The organism is Mesorhizobium sp. LNHC209A00 (assembly GCF_000502915.1).
In the GTDB taxonomy this organism is placed as follows: domain Bacteria; phylum Pseudomonadota; class Alphaproteobacteria; order Rhizobiales; family Rhizobiaceae; genus Mesorhizobium.
Genome location: NZ_AYWT01000003.1, coordinates 66,522 through 85,657 on the forward strand (window position 1 = coordinate 66,522; position 19,136 = coordinate 85,657).

The 19,136-nt window shown below is 63.4% G+C and carries 20 protein-coding genes; 14 read left to right on the forward strand and 6 right to left on the reverse strand.

Translation table 11 applies throughout. From position 1 onward, the window contains the following. The first annotated feature begins 58 nt into the window (after positions 1-58). From X739_RS157960 to X739_RS157935, 6 genes are all read left to right on the forward strand, one after another. Positions 59-961 carry a GntR family transcriptional regulator gene (locus tag X739_RS157960; RefSeq protein ID WP_023770669.1) on the forward strand — a complete coding sequence of 301 codons (903 nt, stop codon included), beginning with the start codon at positions 59-61 and terminating at the stop codon, positions 959-961. Positions 962-1,079: 118 nt separating this feature from the next. Then, entirely contained in the window at positions 1,080-1,436 is a 357-nt protein-coding gene (locus X739_RS157955) for a DUF2946 family protein (protein WP_023781067.1), read from the forward strand. A gap of 95 nt (positions 1,437-1,531) precedes the next feature. Then, on the forward strand, positions 1,532-2,074 hold the full coding sequence (locus X739_RS157950; protein WP_023781068.1) for a copper chaperone PCu(A)C: 543 nt from the start codon (positions 1,532-1,534) through the stop codon (positions 2,072-2,074). 36 nt (positions 2,075-2,110) lie between these two features. Continuing rightward, the gene (locus X739_RS157945) at positions 2,111-2,629 is read left to right on the forward strand and encodes a YcnI family protein (protein ID WP_023781069.1); all 519 of its coding nucleotides are present in this window, start codon (positions 2,111-2,113) and stop codon (positions 2,627-2,629) included. A gap of 52 nt (positions 2,630-2,681) precedes the next feature. Then, positions 2,682-4,316 carry a copper resistance CopC/CopD family protein gene (locus X739_RS157940; RefSeq protein ID WP_023793706.1) on the forward strand — a complete coding sequence of 545 codons (1,635 nt, stop codon included), beginning with the start codon at positions 2,682-2,684 and terminating at the stop codon, positions 4,314-4,316. A gap of 116 nt (positions 4,317-4,432) precedes the next feature. Beyond that, positions 4,433-5,683 (forward strand): NAD(P)-binding domain-containing protein, encoded by a 1,251-nt coding sequence (locus tag X739_RS157935; protein WP_023793708.1) that lies wholly within the window; start codon positions 4,433-4,435, stop codon positions 5,681-5,683. A 50-nt stretch (positions 5,684-5,733) separates the two neighbouring features. Here the strand turns inward: X739_RS157935 and X739_RS157930 are convergent, their stop codons facing one another. Then, positions 5,734-6,666, reverse strand: a complete 933-nt coding sequence (locus X739_RS157930; RefSeq protein WP_023793711.1) for a LysR family transcriptional regulator — start codon at positions 6,664-6,666, stop codon at positions 5,734-5,736. A 96-nt stretch (positions 6,667-6,762) separates the two neighbouring features. Here X739_RS157930 and X739_RS157925 point away from each other — a divergent pair, with 96 nt between their 5' ends. Beyond that, entirely contained in the window at positions 6,763-7,635 is an 873-nt protein-coding gene (locus X739_RS157925) for an NAD(P)H-dependent oxidoreductase (protein ID WP_023793713.1), read from the forward strand. Here X739_RS157925 and X739_RS157920 read toward each other — a convergent pair. Continuing rightward, the gene (locus tag X739_RS157920) at positions 7,617-8,666 is read right to left on the reverse strand and encodes a LacI family transcriptional regulator (protein ID WP_023770661.1); all 1,050 of its coding nucleotides are present in this window, start codon (positions 8,664-8,666) and stop codon (positions 7,617-7,619) included. The genes X739_RS157925 and X739_RS157920 overlap by 19 nt on opposite strands. A gap of 400 nt (positions 8,667-9,066) precedes the next feature. On the opposite strand from X739_RS157920, the gene X739_RS157915 reads away from it, so the two are divergent. The 7 genes from X739_RS157915 to mgrA all read left to right on the forward strand — a co-directional run bounded on the left by X739_RS157915 (position 9,067) and on the right by mgrA (position 16,476). After that, entirely contained in the window at positions 9,067-10,305 is a 1,239-nt protein-coding gene (locus X739_RS157915) for an ABC transporter substrate-binding protein (RefSeq protein ID WP_023793716.1), read from the forward strand. A gap of 97 nt (positions 10,306-10,402) precedes the next feature. Next, on the forward strand, positions 10,403-11,296 hold the full coding sequence (locus X739_RS157910) for a sugar ABC transporter permease (RefSeq protein ID WP_023770659.1): 894 nt from the start codon (positions 10,403-10,405) through the stop codon (positions 11,294-11,296). Then, entirely contained in the window at positions 11,289-12,224 is a 936-nt protein-coding gene (locus X739_RS157905) for a carbohydrate ABC transporter permease (protein ID WP_023770658.1), read from the forward strand. Before X739_RS157910 ends, X739_RS157905 begins: the two co-directional genes overlap by 8 nt. 5 nt (positions 12,225-12,229) lie before the next feature. Continuing rightward, complete coding sequence (locus X739_RS157900; protein ID WP_084056201.1) at positions 12,230-13,327, forward strand: ABC transporter ATP-binding protein; 1,098 nt, start codon at positions 12,230-12,232, stop codon at positions 13,325-13,327. Between the two features lie 55 nt (positions 13,328-13,382). Then, on the forward strand, positions 13,383-14,129 hold the full coding sequence (locus X739_RS157895) for a sugar phosphate isomerase/epimerase (protein WP_023793720.1): 747 nt from the start codon (positions 13,383-13,385) through the stop codon (positions 14,127-14,129). A gap of 11 nt (positions 14,130-14,140) precedes the next feature. After that, on the forward strand, positions 14,141-15,298 hold the full coding sequence (locus tag X739_RS157890; RefSeq protein ID WP_023770655.1) for a Gfo/Idh/MocA family oxidoreductase: 1,158 nt from the start codon (positions 14,141-14,143) through the stop codon (positions 15,296-15,298). 131 nt (positions 15,299-15,429) lie between these two features. Next, positions 15,430-16,476: an L-glyceraldehyde 3-phosphate reductase gene (gene mgrA / locus X739_RS157885; RefSeq protein ID WP_023770654.1), complete on the forward strand. Its 1,047-nt coding sequence runs from the start codon at positions 15,430-15,432 to the stop codon at positions 16,474-16,476. A gap of 72 nt (positions 16,477-16,548) precedes the next feature. Here mgrA and X739_RS1000000170305 read toward each other — a convergent pair whose 3' ends face one another. The 4 genes from X739_RS1000000170305 to X739_RS1000000170320 form a co-directional block, all read right to left on the reverse strand. After that, positions 16,549-16,848 carry a trypsin-like serine protease gene (locus X739_RS1000000170305; RefSeq protein ID WP_023770653.1) on the reverse strand — a complete coding sequence of 100 codons (300 nt, stop codon included), beginning with the start codon at positions 16,846-16,848 and terminating at the stop codon, positions 16,549-16,551. Then, on the reverse strand, positions 16,845-17,018 hold the full coding sequence (locus tag X739_RS1000000170310; RefSeq protein ID WP_023770652.1) for a hypothetical protein: 174 nt from the start codon (positions 17,016-17,018) through the stop codon (positions 16,845-16,847). Before X739_RS1000000170310 ends, X739_RS1000000170305 begins: the two co-directional genes overlap by 4 nt. Beyond that, positions 17,018-17,788 carry a hypothetical protein gene (locus tag X739_RS1000000170315; protein WP_023793724.1) on the reverse strand — a complete coding sequence of 257 codons (771 nt, stop codon included), beginning with the start codon at positions 17,786-17,788 and terminating at the stop codon, positions 17,018-17,020. The genes X739_RS1000000170310 and X739_RS1000000170315 overlap by 1 nt, the downstream gene beginning before the upstream one ends. Positions 17,789-17,992: 204 nt before the next feature. Beyond that, positions 17,993-19,042, reverse strand: a complete 1,050-nt coding sequence (locus tag X739_RS1000000170320) for a caspase family protein (protein ID WP_023793726.1) — start codon at positions 19,040-19,042, stop codon at positions 17,993-17,995. Between the last annotated feature and the right edge of the window lie 94 nt (positions 19,043-19,136).

Here is a 19,136-nt window from a genome sequence, read left to right on the forward strand (position 1 = left end):
ACGTCATATTGCGCTTCAAGCCGGCCGCCGCAAGCGCTGGCGTGCAACGGGTCAGGGGATGTCGAAGAGCAACAACGTCTACAAGGACGCCTTTAACCGTTGTCTGAGGCTGCTCGATGAAGCGCGCAGCCTGCCTTCGGAACCGGAGCTGGGTGCGCTGCTCGGCGTCAGCCGCACGACCGTGCGCAGCATCCTGGCGCGGATGGAAGAGACCGGGCTGATCGCCTGGAACAAGCGCGCCAAGACGGTGCTGCGCGACCCACGTTCGGATGATTTCTTTCCCGAGGAAGAGACCGACACGCTGGCCGAGATCATCGAACGGTCGTTCATGCGCAGGCTGCTGGCCGGCGGCGCCGAGGCCGGCATGCAGATCAACGAGCTCGAACTGGCGCGCGAGATCGGCGTCGGCACCACGAGCGTACGCGAGTTCCTGATCCGCTTCTCCCGCTTCGGCCTGATCGAAAAACGCCGCAACAGCCATTGGGTGCTGAAAGGCTTCACGCGGGCCTTCGCGCTGGAACTGACCGAGATCCGCGAAATGTTCGAATTGCGCTCGGCCGCCGCCTTCACCGCGCTGCCGCAGGACAGTCCGGTATGGAGCGATCTCGATCGGCTGGAAGGGGAACACCGCGTTCTGGCACGCGAGATCGCGACGCGTTTCAATGAGTTCTCGGAGCTGGACGAGCGCTTGCACCGGCTCATCCATCGTGCCTCGCGCAACCGCTTCATCGTCGATTTCTACGACGTCATCGCCATGATCTTCCATTACCACTACCAGTGGAACAAGGCGCAGGAACGCGAGCGCAACGAAGTCGCGATCGGCGAACACCTTGCCTATATCGAGGCGCTCAAGTCGCGCGATCTCGGCAAGGTCGATGCCGCCTGCCGCAAGCACCTGAAGTCGGCGCGCCAGACATTGCTGACCTCCATCCCGGAAAGCCGGCCATCCCAAAAGAACTGATCCTGCCGTGTTGCCGCAGCATGGAATTGCCGATTTTCGACCTCTGGCTGCCGTGGTAGGGATAGTCATCGATCGTTTGAAGAGGCAAATGGTGAACCGCCGCGAGAGACGCTGGAGCATGCCGGTCGCGCTTGTCGCGGCCTGTTTGCTGTTGCTCCAGTCGACACTTGGCGCGTTCACCTTCAGCATCGGCCCTGATACCGCGCAGCTCGATGCCTTCGGCAACGTCATCTGTACCCGGGACGGCGCTACCCAGCTTCCCGCCGGCGACCAGCACCCGTCGCATCTGCCGGCCTGCTGCACACTCGGCTGCAGCATGTTTTCGCCGGCCTATACGCCGCCGCCCGATGCCGGGCTTGCGCTTGCCTCCCTTTCCTTCGAGACCGTCGCCTTCGTCTTCCCGGCGACCACGCATCTCGACTTCGCCCGCGAACGCTCCCCATCGAACCCGCGCGCGCCGCCACCGGCGGCTTGAGCCTGCTTGCTCGCGGAACCTTTCGCGAGCGTACTCATCCAAGATCAAACATTCGCGACCGGCGACGGCGCGATCATCACGTCATGGAGCAAACCATGTCCCATCCTTTCCGTATGTCTGCGGGCACTGTGTTCGGCCGAACCCTGTCTCGCTTCAAAGCCAATCTCGGCCTTGCCGCGTTGGCCCTCGCGCTTGTCTTCCTGGGCGCCCAGGCGGTCCTGGGGCATGAATTCAAGGTCGGCGATCTCGACATCGAACACCCCTGGTCGCGCGCCACGCCTGCCGGCGCCAAGGTGGCCGGCGGCTATTTCACCATCGTCAACAAGGGCAGTACACCGGACCGGCTGCTGTCGATTTCATCCGATGTCTCGGAAAAGGCCGAACTGCATCAAATGGGCGTCAAGGACGGCGTCATGACCATGCGGCCAGTGGATGGTGGCCTGGAAGTCCCGGCAGGCGGCAAGGTGGCGCTGGCGCCGGGTGGCTACCACCTGATGTTCATCGGCCTGAAGCGCCAACCCAAGCAGGGTGAAAAATTCGCCGCCACGCTGACCTTCGAGAAGGCCGGCACGGTCAATGTCGAGTTCGCCGTCGAAGGCATGGGCGAAATGGGCGGCATGGACGACCACGCCAATTGATCGCGCCGATCACAGTTTGAAATCAGAGGGACCATCATGAACAAATTTTTTTTGGCGGCCGGCGCGTTTCTCGTGCTGGGGACAAATGCCGCCTTCGCGCACATCACGCTCGAGACCCAGGAGGCGGCAGTCGGCTCGACCTACAAGGCTGTGCTGCGCGTGCCGCATGGCTGCGACGGCAAGGCGACGACGGCCGTGCGCGTGCAGATCCCGGAAGGGGTGATCGCGGTGAAGCCGATGCCGAAGCCCGGCTGGACGCTGCAGGCCAAGAAGGGCAAATATGAAAAATCCTACCAGCTCTATGGTCAGGCGGTTGCCGACGGGGTCAAGGAAGTCGACTGGAGCGGCGGCAATTTGCCAGATGAATTCTACGATGAGTTCGTCTTCCGCGCGACGCTGACGGCCGACCTGCCCGCCGGCCAGAAGCTGTACTTCCCGGTAGTGCAGGAATGCGGCGATGCCGCCGCCCGCTGGATCGAGATACCGGCGGCCGGACAGGATGAGGACGCGCTGGAGAACCCGGCGCCCAGCATCAAGCTCACGCCGAAGAAATAGCTGTTCTCCCTGGCGCTCTGCTTGTCGGAGCGCCGCATCCCCACGGCATGGCATGATCGCAACACCTTCCTGGATGCTCGATACGAACAGCAAGCTCGTCGGCTGGATTGCCGGCGGGCTGCTCGCCGCGGCCATGGCGCTCATCGTCATGGCCTCGACAAGCCAGGCCCTTGCTCATGCGGCGCTGATCAAGACCGATCCGGCCGACGGTGCGGTGCTGGCGCAGGCCCCGGCGCGGTTCTCGCTGACCTTCAGCGAGCCGGTCTCGCCGCTGGTGTTGACGTTGATGACGCCCGACGGCACCCCGGTTCCGCTGACCGACTTCCGTCTTGGCGATCAGACGGTCGAGATCGACAATCCGCGGGCACTCAAACCCGGCACGCATGTGCTGAGTTGGCGTGTCATTTCCGCCGACGGCCATCCGGTCGGCGGCTCGCTGCTGTTTTCCATCGGCGCGCCAAGCGAGCCGCCGGCCGTGGCCGAGGCGATTGACTGGCCGCTGCGGTCGGCGATCTGGATCGGCAAGGTTTTTCTCTACATAGGCCTTTTCCTCGGCATTGGCGGCGCGTTCGCCTTCGCCTGGCTGGCCGGGGATGGCCGTGCCGGCCAGCGCTTTGTCACGGCCGCGATCTTGTGCGGGCTGGTGGCGGCCCCCTTGTCGCTGGGCTTTCAGGGTCTCGATGCGCTCGGGGCGCCGCTCTCCCATCTGGCGCAGGCGGTGATCTGGGACACCGGGCTCGGCACCAGCTTCGGCTGGACGGTGCTGATCGCCCTGGTCGCCTTGGGACTTGGCCTGCTGTCGCTGGCCGGGCCGCGCGCGGCCGCCAGGCCGCTTGCCCTTGCCGGGCTGGCTGGCGTCGGCGTCGCACTCGCCGCCAGTGGCCATGCCAGTGCGGCCGAGCCGCAATGGCTGACACGGCCGCTGGTCTTCGTGCATGGCGTCGGCATCGCTTTCTGGGCCGGCGCCTTGGTGCCGCTCGGCCTCGCGCTGAAGCGTCAAGCGGCGGGCGCCGTCGAATTCCTGCACCACTTCTCATGGGCAATCCTGCCCGTGGTGGCCTTGCTTGCCGCGGCAGGCATCGTGCTGGCCGTGATCCAGGTGCAGACACTCTCGGCGATGGCCGACACAGCCTATGGCCGGCTGCTGCTGGTCAAGCTCGCATTGCTGGTCTTCCTGTTCACCCTTGCCGCGGTCAATCGCTGGAAGCTCACCGCTTCGGCCGAGGCGGGAGCGACCGAGGTGCAACGCAGGCTCACCCGCTCGGTCGGCGTCGAAGTGCTGATCGTGCTGGCGATCTTCGGAGTCGCCGCGGGCTGGCGCTTCACGCCGCCGCCACGAGCACTGGCGATCGCGGCGGCGCAGCCGGTTTCGCTGCACATCCACGCGCTGCAGGCGATGGCCGACCTCAGCATCACGCCCGGCCATGCTGGGCCGGTGGTCGCCTCGATGATCATCATGACCGGCGATTTCGGACCGCTAGACGCCAAGGAGGTGACGCTGGTGCTGTCGAAGCCCGATTCCGGCATCGAACCGCTGAGGCGCGCGGCCACCAGGCCCGGCGACGGCAGCTGGCGTGTCGACAACCTCGTCATCCCTGTACCCGGCCGCTGGATGGTGCGCATAGACATCCTGGTCTCGGACTTCGAGATGGTGAAGATCGAGGCGCCAGTCGACATCAGACCGTAATGTCCCGGCTACACAATTGGGCGAGGCGGTTGACGCGGGCCTGTAGGGCCGTCAATCATTCAAGCAACAATGAGCGCAAGCTCGAAAACACCAGATCCGAAAGCAGGGAAGAAACGATGGAAAAAGCCGAAATCGGCCTGATCGGCCTTGGCACTATGGGCTCCAACCTGGCGCTGAACATCGCCGAGCACGGGCACCGCATCGCCGTCTTCAACCGCACAAGGGCCCGCACCGACGCTTTCGTCGAGAATTCCGGTGCGCTCAGGGACATGGTCGTCCCCTGCTACAGCCTTGAGGAACTCGCCGCCGCGATACGGCCGCCGCGCCCGCTCATCATCATGGTGCTGGCCGGCAAGCCGGTCGACGAGCAGATCGAAGCGCTGCGTGGCGTGCTGTCCGACAACGATATCGTCATCGATGCCGGCAATGCCAATTTCCGCGATACGATGCGGCGCTTCTCCGAGCTCTCTGGCTCGGGTTTGACCTTCATCGGCATGGGTGTCTCCGGCGGCGAGGAGGGCGCGCGCCACGGACCCTCGATCATGGTCGGCGGCACGGAAGACTCCTGGAAGCGCGTAGAGAAGGTGCTGACCGCCATCTCCGCCAAGTTCAAGGACGAACCTTGCGCGGCCTGGCTCGGCACTGACGGCGCCGGCCATTTCGTCAAGACCATCCATAACGGCATCGAATATGCCGACATGCAGATGATCGCCGAAATCTACGGCATCCTGCGTGACGGCCTCGGNGTCATCGAGGCGCAGCAGCTCGGCATTCCGGCGACCGCGATCGAAGCGGCGGTGGCGGCGCGCGTGCTGTCGTCGATCAAGGACGAACGGCAGGCGGCTGAAAAGGCCTATGGCAATATCGGCGTGACCAGGATTTCCGGCGACAAGGACGCGCTGCTGAAAGACCTCGAACTGGCGCTGTTCGCCGGCAAGATCGCCGCCTACGCGCAGGGCTTCGCGGTGATGAGCGGCGCTTCGAAGGAGTTCAACTGGAACCTGCCGATGCCGACCATCGCCAAGATCTGGCGCGCCGGCTGCATCATCCGCTCGCAGATGCTCGACACGATGGCCGAGGCCTTCAGTGGCGGCGCTTCGACCAACCTGCTGATGGCGCCAGCCTTCATCAGCTTGATGCAGGAGGCGCATCCCTCGCTGCGGCGGGTCGTGGCGAGGGCTTCCGAAGCCGGCGCGCCGGTGCCTGCACTGTCTTCGGCTCTTGCCTATTTCGACAGCTACCGCCAGGGCCGCGGCACCTCGAACCTGATCCAGGCGCAGCGCGACTTCTTCGGGGCGCATGGTTTCGAGCGCATCGGCGAGCAGGGCGCGTTCCACGGACCGTGGGGCAGCGGCGCGGCTGGCTAGATCACGCTCATGGAAACATCCGGCTTAGCTTGGATGCCGTGCCGGAATACTTATCGCTCCACATGCGGCTTCTCGATCCCGGGGATGCCGCCGATCTGTTGGGCAAGAAAATCGACCAGCAGCCGGACCCGGGCGATGCCCGCCCGTTCGGGGACGATCAGCATGCTGAGCGGAACCGACGGCAGCGCATAGTCCGGCAGAATCGCTTCAAGCCGGCCGGACGCCAGGAGATCGCCGACAAGCCATTGGTGGGCGGGCGCAATGCCGCGCCCGGCGAGCAGGGCTTCGCGTGCGGCAAGTCCGTGGTCGACCCGGAGGCGCCCTGCAAACGGCACTGTACGGCGGTTGCCGTCTGGTCCTTGCAGCACAAGGGTGTCGCTGCCGGCAACGTTTGACATCCGGATACCTTCGTGATCGGCCAGGTCTCCGGGACTTTCAGGCCTGCCGCGTTCAGCGAAATAGCCGGGCGCCCCCACGAGCAGTCGCCGGGATTGGCCGAGCGCCCGCAATTTCATGGAACTGTCGGTGAGCGGGCCGAGACGAAGCGCGATGTCGACGCCTTCCGTGACGAGGTCGATGCGTTCGTCGGTGAGGCTGAGATCGACGCCGATGTCGCGATAGCGGTCCTGAAACGCGAAGATAAGCCGGCTGACATGAAGCACCCCAATGGCTGCGGTGCAGGAGAGCCGGATCGTGCCCGCGGGCGCTGCGCGCGTGCCGCGAACCTCGTCGCCCGCCTGTTCGACAAGGCGCAGGATCTGCAGGCTGTCCGCATAATAACGGCTGCCCTCATCGGTCATCGTGACACGCCGGGTGGTCCTGCTGAGCAAGGCGACCCCGACGGCGTCCTCCAGTTCCCTCAAATGGCGCGTGACTGTCGACTGGCCGATCCCGAGTTCTCGCGCGACCGCCGACAGACTGCCTCGTTCAGCAACGCGCACGAAGGTGCGCATGCGCTCGAGCGTGACAGCTGATTTATCCATTAATCGGCAGAATATTATTCATTCCCGACATGTAGCGGATGATGCGGCCGCTGGCTATCTCAGGGTCAACGTTTTCCAACGGAGGATCGACTAATCATGAAAGTCCTACTTGTCTTTGCCCATCCCGAGCCACGGTCGCTCAACGGCACGCTGCGTGACGTCGCCGTCAAGGAACTCAAGGCTCAAGGCCACGAGGTTCGGGTGTCCGACCTCTATGCGGACAGTTGGAAATCGGAGGTCGACCGCGCTGACTTCCCCGAGCTTTCGCCAGACGCGCGGCTGGTGCCGGTGGTGGCCTCCAAACAAGCATACGAGTCCAACGCGCTGACTGCGGACGTCAAGACCGAGATCGAGAAGCTGCTTTGGGCCGATGCGCTGATCCTGCAGTTTCCGCTGTGGTGGTTCACCATGCCGGCGATTTTGAAAGGCTGGGTCGATCGGGTCTTCGCCTACGGCTTCGCCTATGGCGTCGGCGAACATAGCGACAAGCGATGGGGTGACCGGTACGGCGAGGGCACACTCGCGGGCAAGCGAGCGATGCTGATTGTGACAGCCGGCGGCTGGGAGGATCATTATTCCCCGCGTGGCGTCAACGGACCGATCGACGACCTGCTGTTCCCGATCAATCACGGAATCCTCTATTATCCGGGCTACGACGTGCTTCCGCCGTTCGTGATCTACAGCGCGGACCGTCTCGATGCAGCCGGCTTCGAGCTTGTCGCCGAACGCCTGCGCGAACGGATGCGGACACTGGCGACCACGGCGCCCATTCCCTATCGACGGCAGAATGGTGGCGATTATCTGATCCCGAGCATGCGACTTCGTGCCGAACTAGGCGATCCGGAAGCAGCCGGCTTCGGACTTCACGTGAACCGCGGGGCTACCGACCAGAACGGTTCCTGCTTTCATGGAACGGACGTGGATTTGCGCGCTCGGATCCAGGCAGACGCTCAGTCAGAGCGTCGATAGGCCACGACGCCCTTCGGCTCGCTCAGGCTTTGCAGCGAGCCGGGCGCGGCGCCGCCGATCCAGCCTAGCACCGAGCGGGCGAGTTCCGACCCGGCAAGGCGGAAGTCTTCGTTGACGACCAGTAATTCATGCCTGAACAGATGCAGCAATTCCGACGATTGCTTCGACACCACGTCGACGTCGCGGCCGAGCTTGAGGCCGGCGTCCTCGATGCCGGCGACGATGGCGAGGGTCGCGGCGGCGGCACTGCTGATGATGCCGTCCGGCCGGATGTCTCGCCGCATCAGCTGCGCGGTCCTGGTCCTGATCTGTTCGATCGAGTGGTCGATCGAAACGGTGTTGAACGGCACCTCGCTGGCGCCCACTTCGCTCAGAGCGTCGGCAAAGCCGTTGACCGTGTGGCGGTAGTAGCTCAAACCCACCGGCGGCGTCACCAAAGCGAGCCGGCGGCGGCCCAGGCCGGCGAGATGGCGCACCGCCTCGGCCGCGAAGGCGTAATTGTTGAAATCATGATAGGGATGCACGAGCCCCATATCGGTTCGGCCGTGGGTCGCGAAGGGAATGCCGCGCTCCAACATGTAGCGGGCGCGGGGATCGTTCGGCTGCGTGCGTGAAATGATGACGCCGTCGGCGGAGCCTGTCTCCACGAGATAGCGCACCGGATCCAGCGGATCCTGCGAGCGCGAATATGGTGTCACGATCAGGTGGTAGGGCGTGTCGGCGATGACTTCCGTGACGCCATAGATGATGTCGGAGACAAAGCTCATGAGTTCGTGCTCGGTGTTGAGCACGAGGCTGATGACATTGGTCTTGCCGGTCCTGAGGCGCACGCCGGCGCGGTTCGGCCGATAGCCGATCTGCTTGGCCACGAGCTGGACGCGGCGCCTGGTCTCGGCGCCGATCTCGGGCGCGTCCTTCAAGGCCCGTGAGACGGTGGTGACGCCAAGTCCGGTCATAAAGGCAAGCGTCTTCAGCGTCGGCCGCTCCTGTGCCGTCGCCTCGTCATCCTTGGCCTTGCGCTCTTTGTCCATCCGTCCCGCCCATCAGGCGCATAGCAGCCGCCGAGCAGCCCGGCAATGTTGCGGCCGCTCCCCATGGCGCGTCACCTACAGTGGAAGGAATATACTGAAACGTTACAGCTGTCACGATCGGTGTAAAACGGGTGCTGGCGGACGCAAAAAGAACCCGTCAACCGCGTGGCGAAAAACCGTTGGGATTCAGAGGGAAGCGTGCTCCTAGCAAGTTTCTTGCTGCTTTTGCCTAGGACGCGGAGCATTTCTGCATATTGCGTCGCACAATGTCGCGACAGCGAGTGATTCTGTTCGTAGCTCGAAAAATGTCGAAGTGACACTTGCCGGAAGGGGTTGCGTACGGGCTTCAATTGCCGTATCGAAAATCTGTAACGTTTCAGATTTCTGGGAGGAAGCCGAAATGCGATACAAATTCCTGACCGCTGCCTTGGCCGCGACTGTTGCGCTCAACTTTGCCGGGCCGGCGGCCGCGACCGATCTGGAAGTGACCCATTGGTGGACCTCCGGCGGCGAGGCGGCGGCCGTCGCGGAACTCGCCAAGGCGTTCGACGCCACCGGCAATCACTGGGTCGACGGCGCCATCGCCGGATCCGGCGGCACGGCGCGGCCGATCATGATCAGCCGCATCACCGGCGGCGATCCGATGGGGGCCACGCAGTTCAATCACGGCAGGCAAGCGGAAGAGCTGGTTCAGGCTGGCCTCATGCGCGACCTCACCGATGTCGCCATTAAGGGCAAGTGGACGGATGTGGTACGGCCCAAGAGCCTGCTCGACTCTTGTACCATCGACGGCAAGATTTATTGCGTGCCGGTCAACATCCATTCCTGGCAGTGGCTGTGGCTGTCGAACGCGGCGTTCGAGAAGGCCGGCGTGCCTGTGCCGAAGGACTGGAATGAGTATGTGGCCGCCGCTCCGGCGCTGGAGAAAGCCGGCATCGTGCCGCTCGCGGTCGGCGGACAGGCTTGGCAGGCATCGGGCGCCTTCGACGTGCTGCTTGCCGCGGTCGGCGGAACCGACACCTTCCTCAAGGTCTACAAGGACAAGGACGCCAAGTTCGCGGCCGGTCCTGAAGTCGCCAAGGTGTTCAAGGCGGCCGACGATGCGCGCAAGATGGCCAAGAACACGAATGTGCAGGACTGGAACCAGGCCACCAACATGGTCATCACTGGCAAGGCCGGTGGCCAAATCATGGGTGACTGGGCTCAGGGCGAGTTCCAGGTCGCCGGCAAGACCGCCGGCAAGGACTACACCTGCCTTCCCGGCCTCGGCCTGAACGAGGTCATCGCAACGGGCGGCGACGCCTTCTATTTCCCGCTGCTCAAGGACGCCGACAAGTCCAAGGCGCAGGAGGTGCTGGCGCAGACGCTGCTTGATCCCAAGACCCAGGTCGCCTTCAACCTCAAGAAGGGCTCGCTGCCGGTGCGCGGCGACGTCGACCTCAACGCGGCCAATGATTGCATGAAGAAAGGCCTTGCCATCCTGGCCAAGGGCGCGGTCATCCCATGGACGGACCAGCTGCTCTCGCAGGACAGCCAGAAGCAGAAGGAGGACCTGTTCTCGGAGTTCTTCGCCAAGCCCGATATGAGCCTTGAAGAGGCGCAGAAGCGCTTCGCCGACATCATCGCTTCGGCTGATTGACGACTGACGAGCCGTCCGCTCCCGACCTTGCCAGGCAGGGCCGGGAGCCAAGGCGTGCTGACTTTCCGCCCTTATCCGATCCAGCACGGCTGTACCGATGAGCAAGAGCGAACGCCCGAGCCAACTTTTCCGCAATCTCAATGCGAAGGTCGCGTCGATCCCGATGATCCTCACCGCGATGGTGGTCTTTGTCGGTGGCACCGCATGGACGGTGCTCTACTCCTTCACCAATTCGAAGCTGCTGCCGCGGCTGAATTTCGTCGGACTCGACCAGTACTACCGGCTGTGGGCGACGCCGCGCTGGCTGATTTCGATCGAGAACCTTTTGATCTATGGCGTGATCTCACTGGTGTTCTCGCTGGTGATCGGCTTTCTGCTGGCTGCCCTGCTCGACCAGAAGATCCGTTTCGAGGACACGTTCCGGACCATCTTTCTCTACCCCTTTGCGCTCTCCTTCATCGTCACCGGCCTTGTATGGCAGTGGCTGCTCAATCCGGATTTCGGCGTCCAGGGCGTGGTACGAGGCCTCGGCTGGACCAGCTTCGACTTTAATCCGCTCTACAATTCCAGCATCGTCATCTACGGCATATCGATCGCGGCGCTTTGGCAAGGCACGGGGCTGATCATGTGCCTGATGCTGGCGGGCCTGCGCGGCATCGACGAGGACATCTGGAAGGCCGCACGGGTGGACGGGATTCCCATGTGGAAGACTTATCTGTTCATCATCATCCCGATGATGCGGCCGGTTTTCATCACCACGCTGGTGATCATCGCGTCCGGCATCGTCAAGGTCTATGACCTCGTCGTCGCGCAAACCAGCGGCGGGCCGGGCATCGCCTCCGAAGTGCCGGCCAAATACGTCTACGACTACATGTTCTTCGCCCAGAATCTCGGCCAGGGCTTTGCCGCCTCGACCATGATGCTGCTGTCGGTGATGATCGTCATCGTGCCGTGGGCCTATCTCGAATTCGGAGGCCGCAAGCGTGTCTGATCATGCCGTATCCTTGTCCGCCACGTCGTCAGACCTCCGGGCTGGCGCCTCCGGCCCGAGCGGACCAAAGCCGCGGCATATGTTCTCGCGCCGTAACATTTTCCTGTACGGCACACTCATCGTCGTGGCGCTCTACTATCTCCTGCCGCTCTATGTGATGGTCGTCACTTCGCTGAAGGGCATGCCGGAGATCCGCCTCGGCAACATTTTCTCGCCGCCGCTCGAGATCACCTTCGAGCCCTGGGTCAAGGCGTGGTCGCAGGCCTGCACCGGCCTCAATTGCGACGGGCTCTCGCGCGGGTTCTGGAATTCGGTGCGCATCACCGTTCCCTCGGTGATCCTGTCGATCGCCATCGCCTCGGTGAACGGCTACGCGCTGGCCAACTGGCGCTTCAAGGGCGCCGACACCTTCTTCGTCATCCTGATCGTCGGCGCCTTCATTCCCTATCAGGTGATGATCTATCCGATCGTCATCATCCTGCGCGAAATCGGCCTCTATGGCAGCCTTACCGGCCTGGTGATCGTGCATTCCATTTTCGGCATGCCGATCCTGACGCTTCTGTTTCGCAATTATTTCACCTCCATGCCGGAGGAGCTATTCCGGGCGGCGCGCGTCGATGGCGCCGGCTTCTGGGGCATCTACCTGCGCATCATGCTGCCGATGTCGCTGCCGATCTTCGTCGTCGCCGTCATCCTGCAGGTGACCGGGATCTGGAACGACTTCCTGTTCGGCGTCGTCTACACCCGTCCCGACACCTATCCGATGACGGTGCAGCTCAACAACATCGTCAACTCGGTGCAAGGCGTGAAGGAATACAACGTCAACATGGCCGCCACCATCCTGACCGGGTTGGTGCCGCTGATCGTCTATTTCATTTCCGGCAAATTGTTCGTGCGCGGCATCGCCGCCGGCGCGGTGAAAGGGTGATGGCGATGGCGGCGAACGGCACCAGCGTTTCGATCCAGGATCTGTCGCTGAACTTCGGCGCGGTCTCGGTGCTGCAGACGCTCAATCTCGATGTCGCCGAAGGCGAGTTCATCGTGCTGCTCGGGCCTTCCGGCTGCGGCAAGTCGACCTTGCTCAACTGCATCGCCGGTCTGCTCGACATTTCGGAAGGCCGCATCTTCATCAAGGGCAAGAACGTCACCTGGGAAGAGCCCAAGGACCGCGGCATCGGCATGGTCTTCCAGTCCTATGCGCTCTATCCGCAAATGACGGTGGAGAAGAACCTGTCGTTCGGGCTGCGTGTCGCCGGCATCGCCAAGGACGAGATCGCCAAGCGCATCGCGCGCGCCGCCGAGATCCTGCAGATCGAGCCGTTGCTGCAGCGCAAGCCGGCGGCACTCTCCGGCGGCCAGCGTCAGCGCGTGGCAATCGGGAGGGCGCTGGTGCGCGATGTCGACGTCTTCCTGTTCGACGAACCGCTGTCCAATCTCGATGCCAAGCTGCGTTCGGAGCTGCGCGTCGAGATCAAGCTTCTGCACCGCAAGTTGCAGAACACGATGATCTATGTCACCCACGACCAGATCGAGGCGATGACGCTGGCCGACCGTATCGCGGTGATGAAGGGCGGCGTCATCCAGCAGCTCGACGCCCCGCAGACCATCTACAACCGCCCGGTCAACCGGTTTGTCGCCGGCTTCCTCGGTTCGCCTGCGATGAATTTCGTCGAGGGTCAGTTGGAGGCTGGCACGACGGCGGTGTTCAAGACCGGGGATTTGGCCATACCGCTCGATCGCTATGCCTTCGACGGCGCCGGCAACAAGAGCGGGCCTTGCGTGTTCGGGATTCGGCCCGAGCACGTTGCCTTTGGCGAGGCCGCGAATTCGATGCCCTTTGCCACCGATGCCGCCGTCGAGATCGTCGAGCCGATGGGCTCCGATACGCTGGTGTGGACGAAGCTCGGCAGCCGCATTTTTTCGTTCCGTGTCGAGGCGGAAAAGACGCTGCGCAATGGCGACCCGATCCGGATCGGCTTTGATCCTGCCCGCGCCTCGCTGTTCGATACTCCATCCGGCAACCGCATGTAGCTCCCAAGAAAACCATCCTCCCAAAGACAATCCCCAAGCAGAACGGACAGAGATGATGAACTGGTCATTCCAACTTTACAGCGCCCGCAATTTCTTGCCTTGGACCGATGTGCTCGAAATGCTCGGCAAGCTCGGCTACGCCGAGGTCGAAGGGTTCGGCGGCGTCTATGACGATCCCAAGGCCTTCCGCGCCGAGCTCGACAAGAACGGCCTTGCCATGCCGACCGGGCATTTTTCCATCGATGCGCTGGAGAATGATTTCGACGGCGTGCGCCGGATCGCGGAAACGCTCGGCGTCAAGCTTTTGATCTGTCCCTATCTGATGGCCGAGGACAGGCCATCCGACGCCGCCGGCTGGCGCGGTTTCGGCGAGCGCCTGGCCAAGGTCGGCGAGGTCGCGTCGAAGGCCGGCTATGGCTTCGCTTGGCACAACCATGATTTCGAGTTCAAGACGCTCCCCGACGGCTCGGTGCCGCAGGATCATATCCTGTCGTCCGCGCCCAATATCGGCTGGGAAATGGACGTCGCCTGGGTGGTGCGCGGCGGCTCCGATCCGCTGCCCTGGATCGAAAAGCACGGCCAGCGCATCGTCGCCGTCCATGTCAAGGACATGGCGAAGGCGGGCGAGGGGCTGGATGAGGATGGCTGGTCGGATGTCGGCCACGGCACGATCGATTGGGCCGGCCTGATCAAGGTGCTGCGGGCCAAGAGCGCGGCGAAATACTTTGTCATGGAACAAGACAATCCCAACGACATCGAACGCTTCGCCCGCCGCTCGATCGCAACCGTCAAGAGCTACTAGGAACAACCACCATGGCAAAGAAGCTGGGTACTGGGAAACTGGGTGTTGGCGTCATCGGCTGCGGCAACATCTCGAAGGCGTACTTTTCGCTGGCGCCGCTGTTTCGCGGCATCGAGATGCGCGCCTGCGCCGACATCAACATGGACGCGGCCAGGGCGCGGGCTAAGGAATTCAAGCTCCGCGCCGAAACCGTCGAGGATCTGCTCAAGGCCGACGATATCGACATCATCGTCAACCTGACCATTCCGGCCGTGCACTACGAGGTGTCGAAGCAGGTGCTCGATGCCGGCAAGCATGTCTATTCCGAGAAGCCGTTCGTGCTGTCGCTCAAGGAGGGCCAGGATCTCAAGGCGCGGGCGCAGAAGAAGGGGCTGCGAATCGGTTCGGCGCCGGACACCTTCCTGGGCGGCGCGCACCAGCTGGTGCGCGAACTGATCGACGAGGGGAAGCTTGGCAAGATCACCAGCGGCACCTGCCACGTCATGGGCCACGGCATGGAGCATTGGCACCCTAATCCCGACTTCTTCTTCCAGCCCGGCGCGGGACCGGTACTCGACATCGGACCGTACTACATCACGAATCTGATTCAGCTGATCGGGCCGGTGAAGCAGGTGGCGGCCTTCGCTACGACTCCGGCCAAGGAACGGACCATCAGCTCAAAACCGCGCGCAGGCGAAAAAATCCCAGTCAACACGCCGACCACGATCCATGGCCTGCTGGAATTCGAGAACGGCGCCGTGGTGACGCTGAACACCAGCTGGGATGTGTGGGCTCACGGCCACGCGCCGATGGAACTCTATGGCGAGGCCGGGACGGTGTTTGTGCCGGATCCGAACTTCTTCGGCGGCGACGTGCGCTTCACCGAGGAAGGCAAGCCGGTCAAGAAGCTGCCGAAATGGAAGCATCCGCTTGGCATTCCCAATGAGATGCATGGCCAAGGCATGATGGCCAATTACCGCACGGCGGGCCTGGCCGACATGGCGCTGGCGATCGCCGAAGGGCGGCCGCACCGCTGCTCGATGGAACTCGCGCTGCATGCCGTCGATGTCATGACCGGCCTGCTGCGCTCCGGCGAAACCGGCAAGTTCGTCGCCATGCAGACCACTTGCGAGCGTCCGGCCGCGCTTGGCGTCAAGCCGGCCAAGGAGCTGCTGGCCAAGAAGAAGTAGTCGCGTGGATTATCGATAATTTTGCTTTACCCTCTCCCCGTTCCTCAGGGGAGGGGGTAAGGATGGGTTATGGGGCATGTCATCGCCTCTGCGATGACGGTACCTGTCCGTTCAGTTTCGAGGATTTCCCCATGCCCTATATCGCCGCTGAAAACCGCTACGAGAAAATGATCTACAACCGCTGCGGTCGGTCCGGCCTCAAGCTGCCGGCGATCTCGCTGGGGCTGTGGCACAATTTCGGCGACGACACGCCGCATCGGACCAAGCAGGCGATCGTCCGCAAGGCCTTCGATCTTGGCATCACCCATTTCGACCTCGCCAACAATTATGGGCCGCCTCCCGGCTCGGCCGAGACCGCTTTCGGCGAGATACTGCGTACCGATTTTGCCGCCTATCGCGACGAACTGATCATCTCGACCAAGGCCGGGTACGAAATGTGGGCCGGCCCCTACGGCGAATGGGGCGGGCGCAAATACATGCTGGCCAGCCTCGACCAGAGCCTGAAGCGAATGGGCCTCGATTATGTCGACATCTTCTACTCGCACCGCTTCGATCCCGATACGCCGCTCGAAGAAACCATGGGCGCGCTCGACCATGCGGTGCGTTCGGGCAAGGCGCTCTACGCCGGCATCTCGTCCTACAACTCGCAGCGCACCCGCGAGGCCGCCGACATATTGAGGCAACTCGGTACGCCCTGCGTCATCCATCAGCCGAGCTATTCGATGCTGAACCGCTGGGTCGAGGAGGACGGACTGCTCGACACGCTCGAGGGGCTCGGCGTCGGCTCCATCGTGTTCTCGCCGTTGGCGCAAGGGATGCTGACCGACAAATATCTCGGCGGCATTCCCGATGGCAGCCGGGCCTCCCAGGGCAAGTCGCTGAAGACTGCTTTCATCAACGACCGCACCATTGCCAACATCAAGGCGCTCAACGCGATCGCCGGCAAGCGCGGCCAGACGCTGGCCCAGATGGCCTTGGCCTGGGTGCTGCGCAGGGGCCGGGTTACCTCGGCGCTGATCGGCGCCAGCCGGCCCGAGCAGGTCGAGGACTGCGTCGGGGCGCTGAAGGTGCTCGACTTCAGCGACGTCGAACTTGCCGAAATCGATACATACGCGCGCGAGTCCGACATCAATCTGTGGGCTGCTTCCGCCGAACGCAAAGGCCCGCCGAGGAAATAGGCTCGCTTGGCAAGCCGGCAGGCAAGAACGGCGGGATCCCGCCGTTCTTCATTGCAATCCGAAGCGGCCGCTTCAGGGGGACTTTGGCTTCTGGGCGGTGCCGAGCCCGGCCTTGGGTTTTTCGGGCGCTGGAGCCTTGGTCTTCATCTTCTCATCGATCCAGGCGGTGTAGTTGGCCAGTCGGGTGTAGATGCCATAGGCGTCCTTGTGGCCGCAGGCGGCGCTGCCGTCAGCCGGACCTTCACCCCAACTGACGACGCCGACCTGGACCGGGCCGCCGGCGACGGTCATGAAGAGCGGGCCGCCGCTGTCGCCATTGCAAGCGTCACGCACACCGCTGGTGGTGCCCGCGCAGATCATGTTGCCGGTCACGGGTGGGTCATGTCGGCGGCAATCGCATTGGCCGCGGCATCGATGCCCTTTTCCGAATAGCGCATGCGGTGCGACAGGTCTCCGAGGGCCGCTTTCAGGTCATGCGCATAGATGGCCTTGATGCCGCTGTTGCAGGCACCGTTCGGCTGAAGATCGAGATCGGCGACCATCAGCGTGGTTGGAAAGGGTGCCGTCCTGCATCTTGCCCCAGCCGGTGACGGTGGTCCCGTGGGATCTCTGCATCGTAACGCTGAAGCAGGATGTCGGCACCAATCTCGAGCGTGGCCTGCGGCGCCAGCCGCTCGGCAACGATGTGGGTGATCGAATAGTCGCTGCCGACATAGAGCACATTGATGTCGACCAGCTGGTCCGAGCTGTTCTTCGCCAGCACGTGCACCTCGTCGCCAGGCGAGACGCGTGGCACCACCGAGGCCTGCAACGGCTCCAGCCCGTCGCCGTCGCGACGCTTGACGTGGAATTGCACGTCGACCTCCTCGGGCTTGTAGTCCGAGGCCGCCGCGAGCCTGGAAAGCCCGGTGGCCCGGAAGATAGTGCGCAAATTCGTGGTCGTCGCATCGACCAGCTTCTTGCGATCGTCGGGGTGGATGATGATCAGCGGCGGCCTGCCGCCATCCTTCAAGGTCACGTCGCCCGAGGCCGGCAGGAACCATAGGGCCGGCTTGTCGGTCGCGTTCTTGTCGGCGCCGGCAATGGCATTCTCGCGCATCACCGCGAAGCGCAGTTCCGCGCTCTTGCCCGGATCGACCAGTTCGATGGTAAAGCCGGTCTCCTTGGCCGCGGCCAGTTCGTCGAGAACCGAATTGACGAGTGCTTTTTCCTTCTCCAGTCCCTTCGTCACGGCGGGCCGCGCGACGGCGAGCTTGTAGTCGACGGCGATTTCGGCCAGCCGTGCATAGGCATTGGCAGGGATGTCGGCCACTTTGAGCGCGGGCCCTGTCGAACTCGACCGGCTTGACGCGGCTCTCCAGGTTCTTCGCCGATTCCACTTCGAGATAGCCGACCGCGTCGGACAGCGACGACAGCGCCGACGGCAGGATGGCAAGCTTGCTGCCTGGGGCAAGACGATGCAGCAGGCCGGCGCCGATCGACGCCTCGCCGTCCCTGACGACAATGGGCCACTGCATCACCGCGTCCGTCTTGTCGGTGCCGAGACGCGCGCGTCGAGTTCGCCTTCGAACAGCGGCGTCGGTCGGGTGCGGCTGTCGGCCGAATATTGCTGCAGCACGGCCTGGCCAAGCTGCCGGTAAGTGACGTCTGGGTTTTCAGCGAGCTTCGACAGGATGGTGAAGGTGAACAGGCCGAAGCGCGGCGCATCGGCCGTGCGCTTGGGGAGTGGCATCTCCGGCGTCGTCTCCACCGTCTGCGCGGCATAAAAGGCGACCAGCTTGCCCTTGGTGACCGGTTCGCCGCTGGTCGGCGTCAGGTTGAAGGCGGGCTTGCGTTGGCCGTTCCCGTCGATGCCGCGCGAGGCGCTCGCGACGGTGTCCCCATAGGTCTTGATGGCCGCCGCCCTGGCGGCCTCGTCGCCACCGACCAGGTCGGCGAATTCGACCTTGCGATCCAACTCGTCGTCGACCTCCACCGCGCGGGTCGCGGTGCCGGAATGGCAGCAGTCGAACACCGCCCAGACGAAGGCGCCCTTGTCGCGGATGGCATCGAGCGCTTCGCCGATCTCATTGTCGACCAGTGCGTTCGGTACGCCGGCATCGCGGTTGATCCATTTTTCAATGTCGACGGGCAGGAAGATCTCGTCGAGACCCTCGGTTTCGTCGCCCTTGACCATTTCCGGCTGCTGCGCGCCGTGGCCGGACAAATGCAGGTAGACGAAGTCGTCGCGCTGAACCTTGACCGCAAGGTCGGCCAGTGCCGTCTTGATCGCGGCATGGGTCGGCAAGCCGTTGGCGCCGGGCACGTCCTTGGCCAGGAGCGTGACGTTCTCCGGCGCGAAACGTACCGGATCGGGCACGTTCTTCAGCAGGTACTCGTGGACCAGGCCGGCATCGTTCTTCGGCCCGATCAGCCAGTTCCTCCGCGGCAGGGCCGGATATTCGGTGCAGGCGACCAGCAGCGCATGGTAGGTGCGCGATGCGGCCAACGCCCGGGACGAAACCGTGCCGGCGGCCATCAGCGCGGACGTGCCGACAAGCAGCGTCCGGCGTGTCAATTTGATCATGTTGCTTCCCCAAGCCCGATCGAATTTCCCAAGCCCGATCGAATTTCCCAGGCGAAGCCATCCATGTCGAGGATTTTATCAGTATTTTGAATGT